General features: G+C 39.6%; 13 protein-coding genes. 7 read left to right on the top strand and 6 right to left on the bottom strand.

The window, feature by feature from the left end; genetic code table 11:
* Positions 1–2: 2 nt before the first annotated feature.
* Positions 3–1373 carry a DEAD/DEAH box helicase gene (locus G6053_RS04420; protein ID WP_108635914.1) on the bottom strand — a complete coding sequence of 457 codons (1371 nt, stop codon included), beginning with the start codon at positions 1371–1373 and terminating at the stop codon, positions 3–5.
* A 176-nt stretch (positions 1374–1549) separates the two neighbouring features.
* On the opposite strand from G6053_RS04420, the gene G6053_RS04415 reads away from it, so the two are divergent.
* Both G6053_RS04415 and G6053_RS04410 read left to right on the top strand, forming a co-directional pair.
* Positions 1550–3688 (top strand): S46 family peptidase, encoded by a 2139-nt coding sequence (locus G6053_RS04415; protein ID WP_165305660.1) that lies wholly within the window; start codon positions 1550–1552, stop codon positions 3686–3688.
* Positions 3689–3806: 118 nt separating this feature from the next.
* Positions 3807–3986, top strand: a complete 180-nt coding sequence (locus G6053_RS04410; RefSeq protein ID WP_104384913.1) for a histone H1 — start codon at positions 3807–3809, stop codon at positions 3984–3986.
* A gap of 77 nt (positions 3987–4063) precedes the next feature.
* On the opposite strand, the gene G6053_RS04405 is transcribed toward G6053_RS04410, so the two are convergent.
* The 5 genes from G6053_RS04405 to G6053_RS04385 all read right to left on the bottom strand — a co-directional run bounded on the left by G6053_RS04405 (position 4064) and on the right by G6053_RS04385 (position 11821).
* On the bottom strand, positions 4064–4855 hold the full coding sequence (locus G6053_RS04405; protein ID WP_108635916.1) for a GLPGLI family protein: 792 nt from the start codon (positions 4853–4855) through the stop codon (positions 4064–4066).
* 1 nt (position 4856) lies between these two features.
* Entirely contained in the window at positions 4857–7574 is a 2718-nt protein-coding gene (locus G6053_RS04400) for an outer membrane beta-barrel protein (protein WP_165305659.1), read from the bottom strand.
* 298 nt (positions 7575–7872) lie between these two features.
* On the bottom strand, positions 7873–8661 hold the full coding sequence (locus G6053_RS04395) for a GLPGLI family protein (RefSeq protein ID WP_108635918.1): 789 nt from the start codon (positions 8659–8661) through the stop codon (positions 7873–7875).
* 17 nt (positions 8662–8678) lie between these two features.
* Positions 8679–11423 carry an outer membrane beta-barrel protein gene (locus tag G6053_RS04390; protein ID WP_165305658.1) on the bottom strand — a complete coding sequence of 915 codons (2745 nt, stop codon included), beginning with the start codon at positions 11421–11423 and terminating at the stop codon, positions 8679–8681.
* A gap of 257 nt (positions 11424–11680) precedes the next feature.
* On the bottom strand, positions 11681–11821 hold the full coding sequence (locus tag G6053_RS04385; RefSeq protein WP_165305657.1) for a hypothetical protein: 141 nt from the start codon (positions 11819–11821) through the stop codon (positions 11681–11683).
* A 107-nt stretch (positions 11822–11928) separates the two neighbouring features.
* On the opposite strand from G6053_RS04385, the gene G6053_RS04380 reads away from it, so the two are divergent.
* The 5 genes from G6053_RS04380 to G6053_RS04360 all read left to right on the top strand — a co-directional run bounded on the left by G6053_RS04380 (position 11929) and on the right by G6053_RS04360 (position 16718).
* Complete coding sequence (locus G6053_RS04380; protein WP_165305656.1) at positions 11929–13299, top strand: dipeptidase; 1371 nt, start codon at positions 11929–11931, stop codon at positions 13297–13299.
* A gap of 61 nt (positions 13300–13360) precedes the next feature.
* The gene (locus G6053_RS04375) at positions 13361–14263 is read left to right on the top strand and encodes a LysR family transcriptional regulator (protein ID WP_108635921.1); all 903 of its coding nucleotides are present in this window, start codon (positions 13361–13363) and stop codon (positions 14261–14263) included.
* Positions 14264–14343: 80 nt separating this feature from the next.
* Positions 14344–15324: a c-type cytochrome gene (locus G6053_RS04370; RefSeq protein WP_165305655.1), complete on the top strand. Its 981-nt coding sequence runs from the start codon at positions 14344–14346 to the stop codon at positions 15322–15324.
* Between the two features lies 1 nt (position 15325).
* Positions 15326–15799, top strand: coding sequence for a DsrE family protein (locus tag G6053_RS04365; RefSeq protein WP_241254924.1), 474 nt, complete (start codon positions 15326–15328; stop codon positions 15797–15799).
* Position 15800: 1 nt separating this feature from the next.
* Entirely contained in the window at positions 15801–16718 is a 918-nt protein-coding gene (locus G6053_RS04360) for a substrate-binding domain-containing protein (RefSeq protein WP_241254923.1), read from the top strand.
* The last annotated feature ends 13 nt before the right edge of the window (positions 16719–16731 follow it).

The raw sequence follows: 16731 nt of genomic DNA, 5'->3' as shown, positions 1-16731 counted from the left end.
GGTTATCGTTTCTTGAAATTACGGCTTGATCCTGTAGATTTACCACCGCCCGATTTGCCCTTGCTTTTGGCCTTTGGCTTATAACCTGAGGCACGTTGCGCTTCACGGACTTCCTTTTGTTTGATCACATATTTTTTCTCATGGAAAGCGCCCTGATAATCCGGGTTATCTTTTTTCTTTTGATTATCAATATCGCGTGCAATATCCTGTTTCTCCTGAAAAGGTGTCTTCTCCACGAATACCTCCTCTGGGATTGGATACACCGGAATACTCTGTTTGATCAATTTTTCAATTTTTCGAACATAGTATTTCTCGGCCTCATTGCAAAAAGTGATCGCATCCCCTTCATTGAACGCCCGGCCTGTACGTCCAATACGATGTACATAGTCTTCGATGACAATAGGCACTTCAAAATTGATCACGTGGCTTACATTGGAAACATCAAGTCCCCGTGCCGCTACATCCGTTGCAACTAGGATACGGATATTCCCTTCCTTAAATGCATTGATTGAGTTGATACGCGTATTCTGTCCTTTATTGGCATGAATGACACGGACTTCGTCTTTGCCATATTTACGTTCCAGGAAATGAAAAACATTGTCCGCAACTTGTTTCGTTTTACAAAAAACAATCAGTCTGCTAAAAGCTTCATCGTCTTTCAATAGATGCTGCAGTAAATTTAACTTGGTTTTTTGATTGGGAACAAAATATAAAGCCTGACTGACCGTTTTAGCCGGTGTCGCCTGTTCAGAAACTTCTATTACAGTGGGAAAAGCCAGAAAATCACCGGCAATTTTACGAACAAGTTCGCTCATGGTCGCCGAGAACAATAAATTTTGGCGTTTGCGCGGCACGATTTCCAATACGCGGTGAATCTTACTGATGAAACCCATATCCATCATCTTATCCGCTTCATCCAATACCAAAAATTTGAGTGACTTCACGACAATATGTCCTTCCAAATATAAATCCAAGAATCGGCCAGGTGTAGCGACAATAATATCAACTCCTTTTTCAAGGGTTTCAATCTGTGTCTTAGGCCCTAGTCCGCCGTATAAAACCACCGAACGCAAATCGAGGTAAGTAGAAAATAGCCTGATATTCTCTTCGATCTGCATGGCCAATTCTCTTGTCGGTGTTAAGATCAACGCTCGCGCATCAATTCCTTGGGCGTATTTCAATTTCATCAGGATGGGCAATACAAATGCAGCCGTTTTTCCCGTTCCTGTCTGGGCTATTCCCATCACATCTTGCCCCGCCAATATCGGTGTAATTGCCTTCTCCTGGATCTCAGTCGGTTGTTCATAACCTGCCTCTGTGATCGCGTTTAAGATCTGTTTATTGAATTTAAAATTTTCAAATGTTTGCTGCATCCTACAAAGATAAGGAAAAGAGTCCATTTGACTTTCCTCGATGGACATTCACGTACACATTTACTTTTAATTGACATAAAAATTGGGAAAAAGCATAATATAAAGTCTAATATTTTGGTTTTTAACAGAATTAAAGCATTTTTGTAGGGTATAAACAAACTTTTTATCAGGTTGATATGAAAAAATTATGGATGTGTTTGTTGCTGATAACAACAAGCTTTGCTGCATTTGCCGATGAGGGAATGTGGTTTTTAATGTATCTAAAGCGTCTGAATGAGGCTGATATGCAAAAAAAAGGTCTTCGTTTAAGCGCCGAAGAGATCTACAGCATTAACCACTCGAGTTTAAAAGATGCGATTGTGCAATTTGGCGGTGGTTGTACCGCAGAGATTGTTTCTGACCAAGGGTTGGTATTCACCAATCACCACTGCGGCTATGGTGCAATTGCTGAATTGTCCACACCTGAGAATGACCACTTGACAAATGGTTTCTGGGCAAAGACAAAAAGCGAGGAATTGAAACCAAAATCCCTATCTGTCCGCTTCTTCGTACGAATGGATGATGTTTCAAAACGCATCTTAGGTTTGGTCAATAATAAAATGACTGAGGATGAGCGCAACAAAATTATCGCTGCTGAGATCGCTAAAATCCAAAAGGAGAACAGCGAAAATGGTAAGTATGTTGTTGAGGTAAAATCTTTCTACCAAGGTAATGAGTATTATTACTTTGTGTACCAAGATTATAACGATGTACGTTTAGTCGGAACGCCACCAAATAGCATCGGTAAATTCGGTGGAGACACTGACAACTGGGAATGGCCACGTCACACAGGCGACTTTTCGATTTTCCGTGTCTATGCAGACAGAAACGGAAACCCTGCGGAGTATGCACAGGACAATGTTCCGTTGAAACCAAAACATTTCTTACCAGTCAGTTTAAAAGGTATTCAAGAAGGCGATTTTGCAATGATCTTGGGTTATCCCGGCCGTACAAACCGTTGGATGCCTTCGGGTGGAATCAATCAAAACGTAAAATTTGCATATCCTGCTTGGGTAGAGGCCTCCAAAACGGGCATGGATGCCATGAAAAAATTCATGGACCAAGATCAAGCAGTTAAGTTGAATTATGCGTCGAAATACTCTCAGGTGGCCAATTATTGGAAAAACCGCCAAGGTATGATTGACGCGTTGACCTTACATAAAACAGCAGCGTCAAAAGCTAAAGATGAGGTTAAATTTGACAAATGGGCAAACAAGGCCGCCAACAAAGCGGAATACGGAGACGTGATCAAAATAATTAATGCTTACTATACCGCAACCAACGAGAAAGCGAGACATGACAACTATCTCATGGGAATGATTCGCTCCAGTGCGATTGCGACATTGCCGTACACGATCGGCTCCGGCTTAGAAGTTTATGCTGCAGGCGATGAAGCACGGAGAAAAGATATTCTTCCTCGCTTAAAATCGGCGATCGATGCTGGCTATGAAAAAATGTATCTGCCTTTGGAAGAACAGGTGTTGATCGACGAATTAAATCTATATGCAAAAAAAGCGGGGAATATTGCCCCTTATGTTGCTGAGTTGGCTGCTAAAAATAATAATGATTTTACCGCTTACATCAAAGAATCCGTAAAGAACAGCATTTTCGCTTCTGCTGAGCGTTTGAACAATTATTTAGAGAATCCAAATGCTGAAATTTTGGCAAACGATCCGTTGTACAAGTTATCTTCAGCATTGATCAGTAAATACCGTCAGGAAGATCCGAGCTTAAAAGTTGAGCAAGACAAGTTTGATGGGGCTTACCGTAAATACGTCGCCGGTGTGTTGGCTTCCAATCCAAAAGGAAAGTTCTATCCGGATGCAAACAGCACATTGCGTCTTTCATATGGTTCAATCAAAGGCTTGCCACAAGACCCGCGCAATGACGCTGACAAGAACTTCTACACGACTTTAAAAGGTACTATCGCGAAGTACAAAAAAGGTGATGAAGAGTTCGATTTGCCCCAACGTTTGATGGATCTGTACAAAAATAAGGACTATGGGCGTTATGCTGACAAAAAAGGGTATTTACCAGTAAACTTCCTAAGTGACAACGACATAACAGGCGGAAACTCAGGTTCTCCCGTAATAAATGGCAATGGTGAATTAATTGGCCTAGCTTTTGATGGTAATATTGAGGCGATGGCCGGCGATGTGATCTTCGACCATAAGCTACAACGTACAATTTCAGTTGACATTCGCTACGTTTTATTTATCATTGATAAATTTGCAGGAGCAACCAACATTATTGACGAACTTAAGATTGTTGAATAGTTTTTTTTAAGCTTTTTCGATAAAAAAAAACGAAATTTATTTTCTATTTGATTCGTTTTTGTATATTTAAGGAGTGTTTAGGAAAAACCATAAAAACTAAAATTATAATTATAAAAAAATGGAAAACTACGTAAAATTAAAAGAGTTAGTAGCTTCTATCGAAGCTGATGCAGACAAGTTCTTCAACAATGGTAATTCTGCTGCTGGTACACGTGTACGTAAAGGATTACAAGACATCAAAACCTTAGCACAAGAAATTCGTAACGAAGTCACTGCTAAGAAAAACGGCGGAAAATAATCTTTCCTGAGTTTTTACATAAAAAAGGCCTTTCAAATGAAGGGCCTTTTTTTATGTGTTAGTGGATCTGGGGCTGGTTACAAGTAATAACAGCCCATCACAAGGTTATACACCTTAACGCCAAGATAGCCCCCCACAACAGCATTTAGTTTGTCGTAAACCTGCTTTCTATTCAAAGGTTTGTCTTTTTTCTTAAGAAGATTGTCAGAAGAAATCGTTACTGGACTCAGTTCGACTTTAGTTGCGAACATATTATAGTGAAGCTCCGGAACAGCCAACCCCAAAATCATCCCAGGTAGACCATTGAATGCGGACGGTCCACCAGATACTGGAATCTGGTCCGTATAAAATGCTACAGCATAGATCGAGTCAAGCACAAGTCCGTTTGCCCGCCGGCATTGATACCCCGCGATCTCCCGGTACTCGTTCGTAATTTTCCATTTTATCTTTAGTGTCGAATCAGCGATTACGATCCGTTCTCCTCCCAATTCGAAGATGGATTTGAATTCCTTTGTTTTCAGATTCTGATAACTGCTAATCCCAGATTCAAAAATCCCCATCCGCATCAACCCCTGTGTGACTTCGGGATAATCCTCAGCAATATGCTCATACAGCACTTCATCCGGAGAAAATTTCAAGGTCTTTCTCAGCACTTGATTTTCTGGAGCCGCTTCCCCCAATCCCTTGAAAGCATTACGGCTCTCTTCATCTTTGGAATAGGCTCCATAACGCTTGATCAAATTTTTAAGAAATACGGTTTTCTCAAAAGTAATCGTTCCCCGGTCAGGGAAATAAGCGTATTGTCCTACCGCCGTTTTTCCAAAAAATAGGACTAAAAATAGGGTTATTATATTTTTTATCGTTCTCATTTTATTTCGATTTGGCTAACATCTTATTGATTTCCCAGCTTAGTTTTACCATATAATACCTACCAATTGTATTAAATCGACGCTCGGTAAGTAGGGTGCCGTTTTGATTTCGTTCAAAGCCTATATTTTGATTCAATATGTCATTAACCATAAAGGTTGCTTCAAGCTTCTCGTCTTTCATAAACTTTTTCGATAGTGCAGGGTTCAATACAAAACGTTCGAACTTTTTACTATACACGGCCGTCGGTGCCTGATATCGATAGTTGAAGTCTGTCCGCAATACAAATTTGGCCGGAAGAAAATATTTAAGACTTCCATTGGAAGATAATGTAAAACCTTTACTGTCTTCCATCTTACCAATTGAATTATTTTGGATGACATAGCCCGGCGAAACTTCAAATTCAAAATCCAGCCCTTTTGTTGTGGACTTTTGAAGCCCGTAATTCACTGAATAAGTTTGAAACTTCGCATTCGCCAAAACATTGTTCACATAATTATAATTGTTACCAATGGAAATAGTAGGTCCTCCACCGTGTCTCAATTGATACTTTTTCCACAGGATCCCATAATACATAGGGCTGATGCTAATCTGATTATTGGTATTGTGATTTAAGTTATCCCAGATAAACGTTGTTTTACCCACAGAATCAATTGTTGCATTTTGAACCAAGGCTTTGTTGGTACGGGAAGCATTGATGAAAATACCATAAAACTCACCTTTAAGAATTGAAAAAGATCTAAAACCTAAATTCAATTCATTTGTATAAGATGGTTTTAAGTTTTCATTTCCTAAATATTCATTCAACGGGTCAAGGTTTGACCGTAGTGGCTGAATCTGATTGAGTGAAGGTAATCCATTTGTTCCTCTATAGACCATTGAAATTGACCTATTTTTTTTAATCTCATAATTTAAATCCAAGACAGGGTTATAAACAAAAAAGGACCTAGACAGATGTGCATTATCCGCTCGGTTTAACTGCGACAAATCGCTATTTTCAAATCTATTTGCAATATTAATAACAAATTTTTCCAACGGTTTATAGTTGACCGAAAGATTATAGGTATTCTTCGTGGTCTTATACAAAAAGTCATTACTATAAACTTCATCCAGATCATCGTACTTACCTGTGACAGGATTTTTGTTAGATGATTTTACCGAATTATTGTCGCGGTTAAAATTGATGCCGTACTCAAACGCTAAAATAAGCTTCTTTGATAGGGGTTCAGAGTAAGATACATCTCCCCCCATTGCAAACGATTTATTTGCAATCACCTTCTCTTGATCTAAAATCGTATTGCCGACGGAATCACCATCCTTGTAATAGCTTAGATTGGAATATAGCTGCTGATTTCCATCCTGCTTGTTACCTGATGTTGCATAGCTAAATGTTAATGAGCGCCCCTTTTTCTTAAATCTTCTTACATAAATTGCCGAGGTATTATACTGTTCTGACTCAGTATCATTCTTAAAATTTCGGGTATTGCCATTAATCTGTTGATCAAATTGGTTAAAGGTCGTTGAGATCGTTGCTGATGAGCTAATATCCCTTCTCCGATTCGCACCAGCCCAAACGGTCAAATCCGATAAAGAATCTATTTTAAATTCATATTTCAGTCCGACATTATGTTTTTTATTGTCGCTGGAAGCAGCCGTATTATTGTTGCTGATCAGAATGGTATCCCGTGCTGCATTTCTTGTGAATACACTTCTGTCCAGATCTACATTCGATTGACCATACTTATAGTCAATACGCCACGTATGTTTTTTATTTGCTGTTTTATCTGAATATAGAAAACCCGTATTTAAGGACTTCGGAACCCCTTCCCCCTCAAAATTTCCAGAACCGTCACCATCACCACCTATACTTGATGCCTCTTGACCATTCAGCCCTGTTTTTCCGGTATTACTTGCGATCAGATAAGTTGAAATCCGAAAAGATTGATTGAAATAATTCAAAAAGCCCTGACCAAGGTAAAATTTATTATTTCCGACACCAGCATCGGCTTTCCCAAATATACCACGTTTTGCTTCCTCTTTTAGTTTTACATTGATGGTCTGCGTACGTACTCCATCATCAATGCCCGTTTTCTCCGCTTTATCGGATTTCTTTTCATAGACCTGAATCTTGTCGACCATATCCGAACGGATATTTCGGCTCACCAATTTCGGATCATCCCCAAAAAACTCTTCGCCATCGACAAGCATCTTTTCGACCGTTTTCCCCTGTGCGGTAATCTTCCCCGAAGCATCCACGGTGATCCCGGGCAGCACTTTCAAAAGATCTTCAACCTTTGCATTTTTCTCCACCTTGAAACTCCGGGCATCGTATTCCGTTGTATCACCTTTAATTGTTATGGGGATCCGTCCCGTTACGATCACTTCCTCTAATAAAGTCGTACTGCTTGTCAGTCCAATCGACAAATTTGTGTAATCCTTCCCCGGTAAGATATCCGCATAATATTCACCATATTTTGGATAGGTAACGATAAGAATATATTGTCCGGTATCTGGTTTGGCCAAAGAGAATTTTCCGCCCTCATCAGAGCGGGTAAAATCTGTTAGTATCGAATCTTTGGCTGTCAACAACATGATCGTTGCTTTTTGTAACTTTAGCTGATCCTTTACGTCGTTAATCTTTCCCTCAATTTTGGATTGTGCTTGAACTATTCCGCAGGAGCATAGTAGGAAAAGTAAAAGTGGTAACCACAGGCTTTTCATAAAATTTATTGAATGGTATATAATGATAAATTGTATTAGCAGGCAAAACTACAATTTTGCCACTATTATTTTTCACTTCGGTTTTAAAAAAAATAACCATGTAATGAAAAAATTATAAAAATAAACATACTAAGTCGCTTTTTGGCCTATCGTATAGCAGCTAAATTTCGCATAAAGTTACCCCGATCAACATAGATTTTACTTTTTCTTACTAAGAAAGGGCTACCCTTGAGTAGCCCTTTCTTAGTAAGGCACTTGAGTACCTGACAAATTAAACACACTTATGCTCGATGCGTCTTTACAAATTGCCCAATTCCATGATAAACTGAACGGTTTCTTTATTCATGTGCTGTGACAAAACGCTCGAAATCTGATCGGTCATTGTCTTTCTGGTCATCCGTTTCACTTTACTTTTTTCGAACCTTTTTTTATCCATGATTACATCATTGCTCAATTCGACTTTCGTGGCAAAATAGGAAACATGCTGGCTGGGCACCACCAAGCCCAAGATCATCCCGGGAAGACCGTTGATGGATTCAGGTCCGCCACTGATTGGAATCTCGTTACAATAATAGCCGATTACATAAATCGAGTCAGCTGTAAGGCCATTGGCTCTCCGGCAATTGTATCCCGCGATTTCCCGATACTCGTCAGTAATTTTCCATTTGATACGTTTCATCGTGTCTTCGACAATAATCTTTTCACCAACGATATCATTATACCTTAGAAAAGAGCGGGTCGTCATATTGGACAAAGTAATCCCTTCAAAGTCCAATGCCAACATCATGATGTATTGCTTGACCATCTGATCCAGATTATCATCTTTGACTGGTTCAAACAAGGTTTCATTGGCATTGAATTTTAGGGTCTTTTTCAGTACGGCATTTTCAGGAAGTTTGGGTAACATCTGTTCAAAAAATATTTTTGATTTATCATCAGCCTTCGCCAAAAACTTTTTACCCACAATATTCTTCATGTACATAGTTTTATCATAGGAAATGCTCCCGGACCTTCCGAATAGCGTGTACTGCGCCTTGAGACTTAGAACTGTACAACAAAAAAAGAAAAAAACGATATATTTTAACATGGTATTTATCTTAAATTTTATAAAAACATTTTTGTGAAATCCCAGGATAACTTGAGCATATAATATCTACGGATCGTATCATAACGTCGCTGTGTAAAAATTGATGTTGATGCCGAACGGCTAAAACCTTTATTTTGATTAAGTACATCGTTGATCATAAAATCCAACATCAGAGATTCATTCTTCAGGAACTTTTTACTTACTCCGGGATGCAACAGGAATTGCTCAAATTTTTCATCAAAAGCCTTCGTCGCTGCCTCGTAGGTATAGCTATAGTTTGTATATACTTTAAAGGTTTTATTGATAAAATATTCAACACTACCATTCGATCCAAATACAAAGCCATTACTATTCGTGTTACGTTCCAGGCTGGATTTCATTAAGCGATATTGTGGGCTGAAGTTTAAATCGAAATTCAATCCAGTCTTTGTATCTCTTTTAAAGTTGTACGTAAAATTGAAATTCGTTGTGTTGACCTTGTTTAATTGCTGATTGAATAGATTATAGTTATCACTCATATTCAGGTAGAACTGTGGCGAATTGGACAAGCCCAATTTTTTGCTCAATTTGAAATGGTATCCAGACCAGATATTCACGGAGGTATTTGTTTTACCTTTTACATTATTCCAGGTGTAGATATTGAGACCTTTTACAGTATCAATATTTTGTGTGATCGGATTTTTATCCAAAGTGATATTCCCGCCCACATAGACATAACTTCCTGTCAAAATCCGAAATGAGTTATAATTGATATTTAAGGAGTTTCTAAAAGAAGGTTTTAAATTTTCATTTCCCAAATACCTGTTGATCTGATCCGAATTATCGAGAATAGGCTGAATCTGACTCATGGAAGGTAATTGGTTCTTTCCGGTGTAATTCATCCATAATCCTTTGGTCTTTGTGAAGGAATATCCGGCACTCACATTGGGATTATAAGTAAAATAACTTCTGGAAAGCCCTTCTTGACTATAATAATTATATTGTTTCAATTTATCATTATTAAAATTATTGGCAACAGTGAACTTGAACTTATCAGTGGTATGCACGATGGCTAATTTATATCTGCTACTCCGTCTATCAAAATCATAATTGTTACTAAAACGACTGTCCAGATCATCATATTTCCCGTCAGCACCTTTATTGAATGATTCAACACGGGAGGAGTTATTGCTACTTTCTATTCCAGTTCCGACAACAAGATTCCAAACTTTCGATAGAGGCTCTGTATAGGATACCGAAGCACCCAGCACATCATTTTTATTATTGCGTTCCTTGCGTTGATCTGTCCTGTCAATCTGTCTATGCCCTGCGGAATCCTTTTGAGCATAATTTTCAACAGTTGAGGATAGATGACCGTCTCCTATCATTTCACTTCGCTTGAATTGACCGTCAAATGTAAAGGAACGTCCTTTTTTCTTAAATTTATGTGTAAAATAAGTGCTAAAATTCAACTCGTTAACCGTATTCTTGATGGTCTCACGGGTGTTTTCAGCGACGGTTGTATCCACATTCTGGGTAAACTGATAGGCTTCACGCTTGTTGTCCGACCAAAGATTTTTACGGGAAGCTCCGCCTCGGATGGTCAAGGTATTTAATGAATCAAAATTTAGATCATATTTTAAATTGGCACGATGCTGATCGTTTTCTGTATCTACGGATTTAGTTGACTTATTATTGATCAGCCCCGTACTAATTGTCTCATCATCCCCATCACTGCTTAGTCTTCCATATTTATAGTTGATATTGACGTTGTGTTTATCCTTGTTGAATTTATCCGAAAAATTGACCCCCGAATTGATCGCACGGGGTATACCGATTACACCCTGCCCTGAAAAAGGATCCGTAAAATTAGACCAGGACATGGATCCGTCATCCCCGTATGAAACGCCTGAATCACCACCATATTTCTGTGCATCCTGCCAGTTCATGCTTGTCGTCCCATTATTTCCAAAAAGACCATAAACGGAGATCTTTTGAGATCCCTTGAATTTGTTTAACATCAACTGTCCCATATAATAATCACTGGTACCGCCTCCGAGTAAGGCTTTTCCGAACATTCCATTTTTGGCACCATCTTTTAATTTGACATTAATGGTCTGTTCGCGCTGTCCGTCATCTACTCCCGTTCGTTCGGCTTGCTCAGACTTCTTTTCATACACCTGCACCTTATCAACCATATCCGATCGAATATTGCGGGTGACCAGCGTCGGGTCATCACCGAAAAATTCCTCGCCATCTACGAGAACCTTTTTGACCGTTTTACCCTGTGCAGTAATTTTTCCGGACGCATCGACAGTAATCCCCGGCAAGACTTTCAACAAATCTTCAACCTTTGCATTTTTCTCTACTTTAAAACTACCGGCGTCATACTCTGTGGTATCCCCTTTTATAGTAATGGGAATTCGACCAGTAACAATAACTTCCTCCAATAAAGTGGCCGTTTTGGTCAGCCCAACAGCTAACTTGGAATAATCCCTGTCTTTAGAAATCTCTGTATAGTAATCACCGTATTTGGGATAACTGACGATCAACAGATAGGATCCTGTATCTGGCTTGGATAAAGAAAAAAGTCCGTTTTCATCTGATCTCGTAAAACCCGTCAATATGGAATCTTTAGCGGTAAGCAACATAACTGTTGCATCAGATAATTTGACTTGATCCTTTACATCACTTATTTTTCCGGCAATAATTTTGGACTGTGCGTGCACTATTCCATGAACTCCGAAAACGAAAAATAAGAGAATTTGCAAAACTCTTTTCATAAAATTGTTGGATAGTATTTTAATATCAATATAACATTAGTAGATAAAACCAATGTTTTGTTACAGTAAATTTAATTTTATTTCTAAAAAAATTTCCCCGGCTGCCCCGACTCTAATTGAAAAGAAATAAAAAGTCCATGTCTGATCAAAATTGCGACTGCGAGTGAATCAGGCAAACCAGCACTCACATAGTTTTGTAATATGCCCACAATAAATAATCCAATGCCTATTCCCAATACCAGAATCCCCGGCTTTTGTCAATCAGCGGGTTGCCTTCTTCTTTCCTCTCCGGGGATATTGATTGCTGTGCTGCGGTAACGCATAATAAAATAGACGCTAAGTGTAACACATGCAAACAATCCTATCCCTAGAATTGCTGCCATTTGCTCTTTTCCCATAATAATTTGATTTAATTTTAACATTAGTCACTACCAAATCTGAAAAGGTTACAACAAATTGAGTTAAATGTACCGATTTGTGTAAATTTGTTTCAAATACAAACAATATGCAAAACATTAAAGAATATGTAGAAGCAAACAAGCAACGTTTTTTAGATGAGTTGTTTGATTTATTGCGTTTACCTTCGGTCAGTGCTGATCCTAAATTTAAGGGTGACGTGCAGAAGACGGCTGAATTTGTTGCTCAGAAATTGCGTGATGCAGGGGCCGACAAGGTAGAAGTTTGTGCCACTGCTGGTAATCCAATCGTTTATGGCGAAAAAATTATTGACCCTTCATTGCCAACTGTACTGACCTATGGTCACTATGATGTACAGCCAGCAGATCCATATGAGTTGTGGAACACCCCTCCTTTTGAACCGACTATCCGTGATGGTAAAATATATGCCCGGGGTTCGGCAGATGACAAAGGACAGTTTTACATGCACGTAAAAGCTTTCGAATATATGATGAAAAACAATGCGCTGGCATGTAACATCAAATTTATGATCGAAGGCGAAGAGGAAGTAGGCTCAGTCAACTTAGGCACCTTTGTCAAGGAAAACACCGAAAGGCTTAAAGCAGATGTTATCGTGATCTCGGATACATCCATGATCAGCATGGCGCAACCGTCTTTGGAGACTGGCCTTCGTGGTCTTTCTTATGTCGAGGTCGAAGTTACGGGGCCAAACCGGGATTTACACTCTGGCGTATATGGTGGTGCTGTTGCAAATCCAGCAACGATTCTCGCAAAACTTATCGCCTCCCTGCACGATGAAAACAACCATATCGCAATTCCCGGATTTTATGACGATGTCGTTGAATTAACGGATGAAGAACGCAAAGCATTGAACGAAGCTCCATTTGATATTGAAGAATACAAATCAGATTTGGGTATTCAGAATATCTGGGGAGAGAAAGGATATACAACATTAGAACGTACGGGAATCCGTCCAACACTGGAGGTCAATGGTATCTGGGGCGGATATATCGGCGAAGGTGCCAAAACAGTATTACCTTCCAAAGCAAATGCTAAAATCTCCATGCGTCTTGTCCCAAACCAAAATTCTGAACGCATTACTGAACTATTCAAAAAACATTTTGAGGGTATCGCACCAGATTATGTTAAAGTAGAAGTAAAACCGCATCACGGTGGAGAACCGGTAGTCACACCAACAGACAGTGTGGCCTATAAAGCCGCTGAAAAAGCTTTACATGAAACATTCGGTGTAAAACCAATCCCTACACGTGGCGGTGGATCTATTCCAATTGTCGCTTTATTTGAAGACGTTTTAGGATTAAAAACAGTGCTTCTTGGATTTGGACTAGACAGCGACAACCTGCATTCTCCAAACGAGAAGTATGGAATCGAAAATTACCTCATGGGTATCTCTACAATTCCTTTATTTCATAAATATTACGCAGAACTAAGTAAATAATTTAGTTTTTCATTAGATAAAGGGTTATTTTTAAATTTTAGAAATAACCCTTTATCGTTTTATGGATTTTGATTTTCGTCTCATCGTTTTTTATACTGCAGCTCAGCATCTTAATTTCACCAAGACCGCTTCGGCGCTTTTCATCTCGCAACCTGCGGTCAGCAAAAACATTCAGGAACTGGAAAAAAAACTTGGTGTTCCTCTTTTTGAAAGGAAGGGAAATAACCTCGACCTGACTGAACCGGGGCAAATTCTCTATAAATACGCCCAACAGATTATCAATCTCTACAATCAGGCAGGGCAGGAAATACAAGAACTACAAACGGGACGTAAGGGAAACCTTGTGTTAGGAGCCAGCACAACAATCTCCCAATATGTACTTCCCACCTTATTGGCAGACTTTCTTTCCCAATATCCAAATAACCGCATCCAGTCTTTTCAATCCAACAGCCGTAGCATTGAAGAACAGCTTATTGACAAAACATTGGACCTGGGTATCACGGAGGGTTCAACAGACAACAGGGCATTAAAATATATCCCCTTTATGAAAGATGAGCTCGTCTTGGTCACGAATAGCGAAAACCCGCTTTTAAAACAATTGAAAAACCCTATTCTTTCGGACATTACACGTCTACCTTTAGTGCTTCGTGAGCAGGGGTCAGGTACACGTACCATTGTTGAAAATGCATTAAAAGAACAACGTATCAGTCTCTCAGAAATCCAGATAGAAATGATATTACCATCAACAGAAAGTATAAAAGGATACCTGGCCCGTCGCCATAGTTTTGCCTTTCTTTCTATTCATACGGTTCAACGGGAGGTCCTGAACAATCAATTGACCATTGTCGATATTCCCCAGCTGTCTATTGAACGTTATTTCTATTTCACGCACGTATACGGAGGTCTTGCCGGTACCCCCAACCAATTCTTGCAGTTCTGCCTGAAACAAAATTTCAAGATATAACATTTGGTTATATCTCATAAAAAAACTTCGTTTTAATCGCTGTTAATGGACAGGTAGATTTGTACAAACGAATTAGAGGCATGGAATACAAAAAACTAACAAATTACCTAAAGGCGCTCAGTTGGATCATTATTGCATTGTTCATCACCTGTACAACACTCTGTGTATTTCCACTTAAGCATGAACGCACCGGTCAATCGACCGATTCGCTCGCTGCAGACAATGATTCTCTGATTACACATGTATCACAGTTCAGAGCCGTTTCCTTCAAAGACAACCCAGAAGGTGAAATGGCTAGTTACGGCGAGAAGCTGATCAAAAACACGTATGACTATTTTTACGACGGGGAAATAAAAATCGGAAATAAATTAGCATGCAGCAGTTGTCATCTCAACGGTGGAACAAAAGCTTTCGCTGCCCCGTATGTTGGACTCACAAATGTTTTTCCAACCTATATCGGACGGGAAAACAAAGTTGAATCTCTGGAGGAACGCATTAATGGTTGTTTTGAACGAAGTATGAACGGCCGCGCTATTCCAGAAAACAGCAAAGAAATGCGTGCTATTGTCACCTATATAAAAAATATCAGTATCAATACGGTCAATAAGGGAAGATTAACCGGTCAGGGCTTTGTCAAAATGGACATACCAAATCGTGCTGCGGATTTAAAACATGGTCGATTGGTCTTTGAAGGCAAATGTACCAGCTGTCATGGAAAAGACGGACAAGGGGTGCCGCAATCTACAGGTAAAGGGTATCTATATCCGCCACTCTGGGGCAAAGACAGCTACAACGATGGTGCCGGTATGGCACGATTGCTTACTGCTACACGTTTTATTAAAGCAAATATGCCCTTGGGAGCGAGTTACGACGCACCACAGCTCAGCGATGATGAAGCCTATGATGTTGCGGCATACATCAATTCTTTCGATCGTCCCAAAAAAGCAAACAAGGAATTTGATTACCCGAATCTGGCAAAGAAGCCAAAAGATAGTCCTTATCCCCCCTACGCAGACAATATTAGTTTAGAACAACATAAACATGGACCTTATAATTTTTAATATGATGAAAAAACACCTGACAATTGCGTGCATCCTCTTAGCAATGACAACAATACAAGCTAAAGCACAAAGCAATAAATTATTGCTAAACAACCATCAGTATACCGGTGCTGTCGCCAAGAAAAAAATGTATAAAGCAATCTATCAATTGGATAGTAATGATCCAAAAACAATCGAGAAAGCCATTCGCAATATCAACAATGTGCTGAAAGATCCGCGACTGAAAGGACATCTTCAAATTGAACTAGTGGCTTTTTCAGGTGGTACCGAAGCCTATCTAAAAAAGAATAGCCAGTATGAAAAACCATTGCAGGACCTCGTCGAAAAAGGTGTTATTGTCGCCCAGTGTTTAAATACATTGGAAGAGAAGCATATCCCAAAGGAGGAGTTATTTGACTTCATCGGTTATGTTCCCAGTGGGAATGGCGAATTGGTCATAAGGGCAAATGAAGGTTGGGTCATTGTTAAACCATAGTATGATGAGAAAATTAATCACGTTAAGTCTCGCCTTGGCATGCTTTACCGTTCCAAAAATTAAGGCGCAGGAACATCGTTTTGATCCCCCTTGGAACAATCCGCCGGAATCAGCATTAAATTTTACTGTTCCTGGGATAGACAATATTCCGGATCTGTACGGGGATATTGAAAACCCACAGCTCACTGTATTTTTTGCCGGCAACCAGTTTATGGTCGTGGATGATTTACTGGCATCTTTCAAAAAAGAATACCCACAATATGAACGTATTTTTGTCGAAACATTGCCGCCGGGAATCCTGGCGAAACAGATAAAAGGGGGATCCATCACGATTGGCAATCTACGCATTACACACAAACCCGATATCTACACTGCAAGCAAACGTGCAATTAATGAAATGGCCGATTATTTCAGCCATACGCAAACCTATTGCTACAACAACATCTGTTTGATGATCCCACAAGGAAACCCTGCTCATATCAAAACGTTAAATGATCTGGGAAGAGCGAATGTACGGATTAGCATGCCTAACCCACAATGGGAAGGCATAGGTGAACAGATTAAGGCTTCCTATAAAAAAGCAGGTGGCGAACAGCTGGTCAAGAAGATCATGGAAGATAAGGTAAAGGATGGCAGTACGTATTTGACAAAAATACATCATCGCGAAAGCCCCATGCGTATCCTCTACAGTCAAGCCGATGTCGCTCCGGTCTGGACTTCAGAGGTCGTCTACCAAAAGCTTATCGGTCATCCTGTTGAAGGCATAGCTATTCCTGATGCGCAGAATACCACAGCAACCTATGTGGCCGCAAAATTGAAAGATGCACCACATGCACAGGCAGCAGATGATTTTTTAAAATTTATGGACTCCCCCACAGCCAAGCAGATCTACAAAAAGTATGGCTTTACAATAGACTAAAAGAAAATGGATA

Origin of the sequence: Sphingobacterium sp. DR205 (genome assembly GCF_011064245.1) — a bacterium.
GTDB classification, from domain to species: Bacteria; Bacteroidota; Bacteroidia; order Sphingobacteriales; family Sphingobacteriaceae; genus Sphingobacterium; species Sphingobacterium athyrii.
Note: the sequence above shows the minus strand (reverse complement) of the source record. Positions and strands in the feature narration are given on the sequence as shown.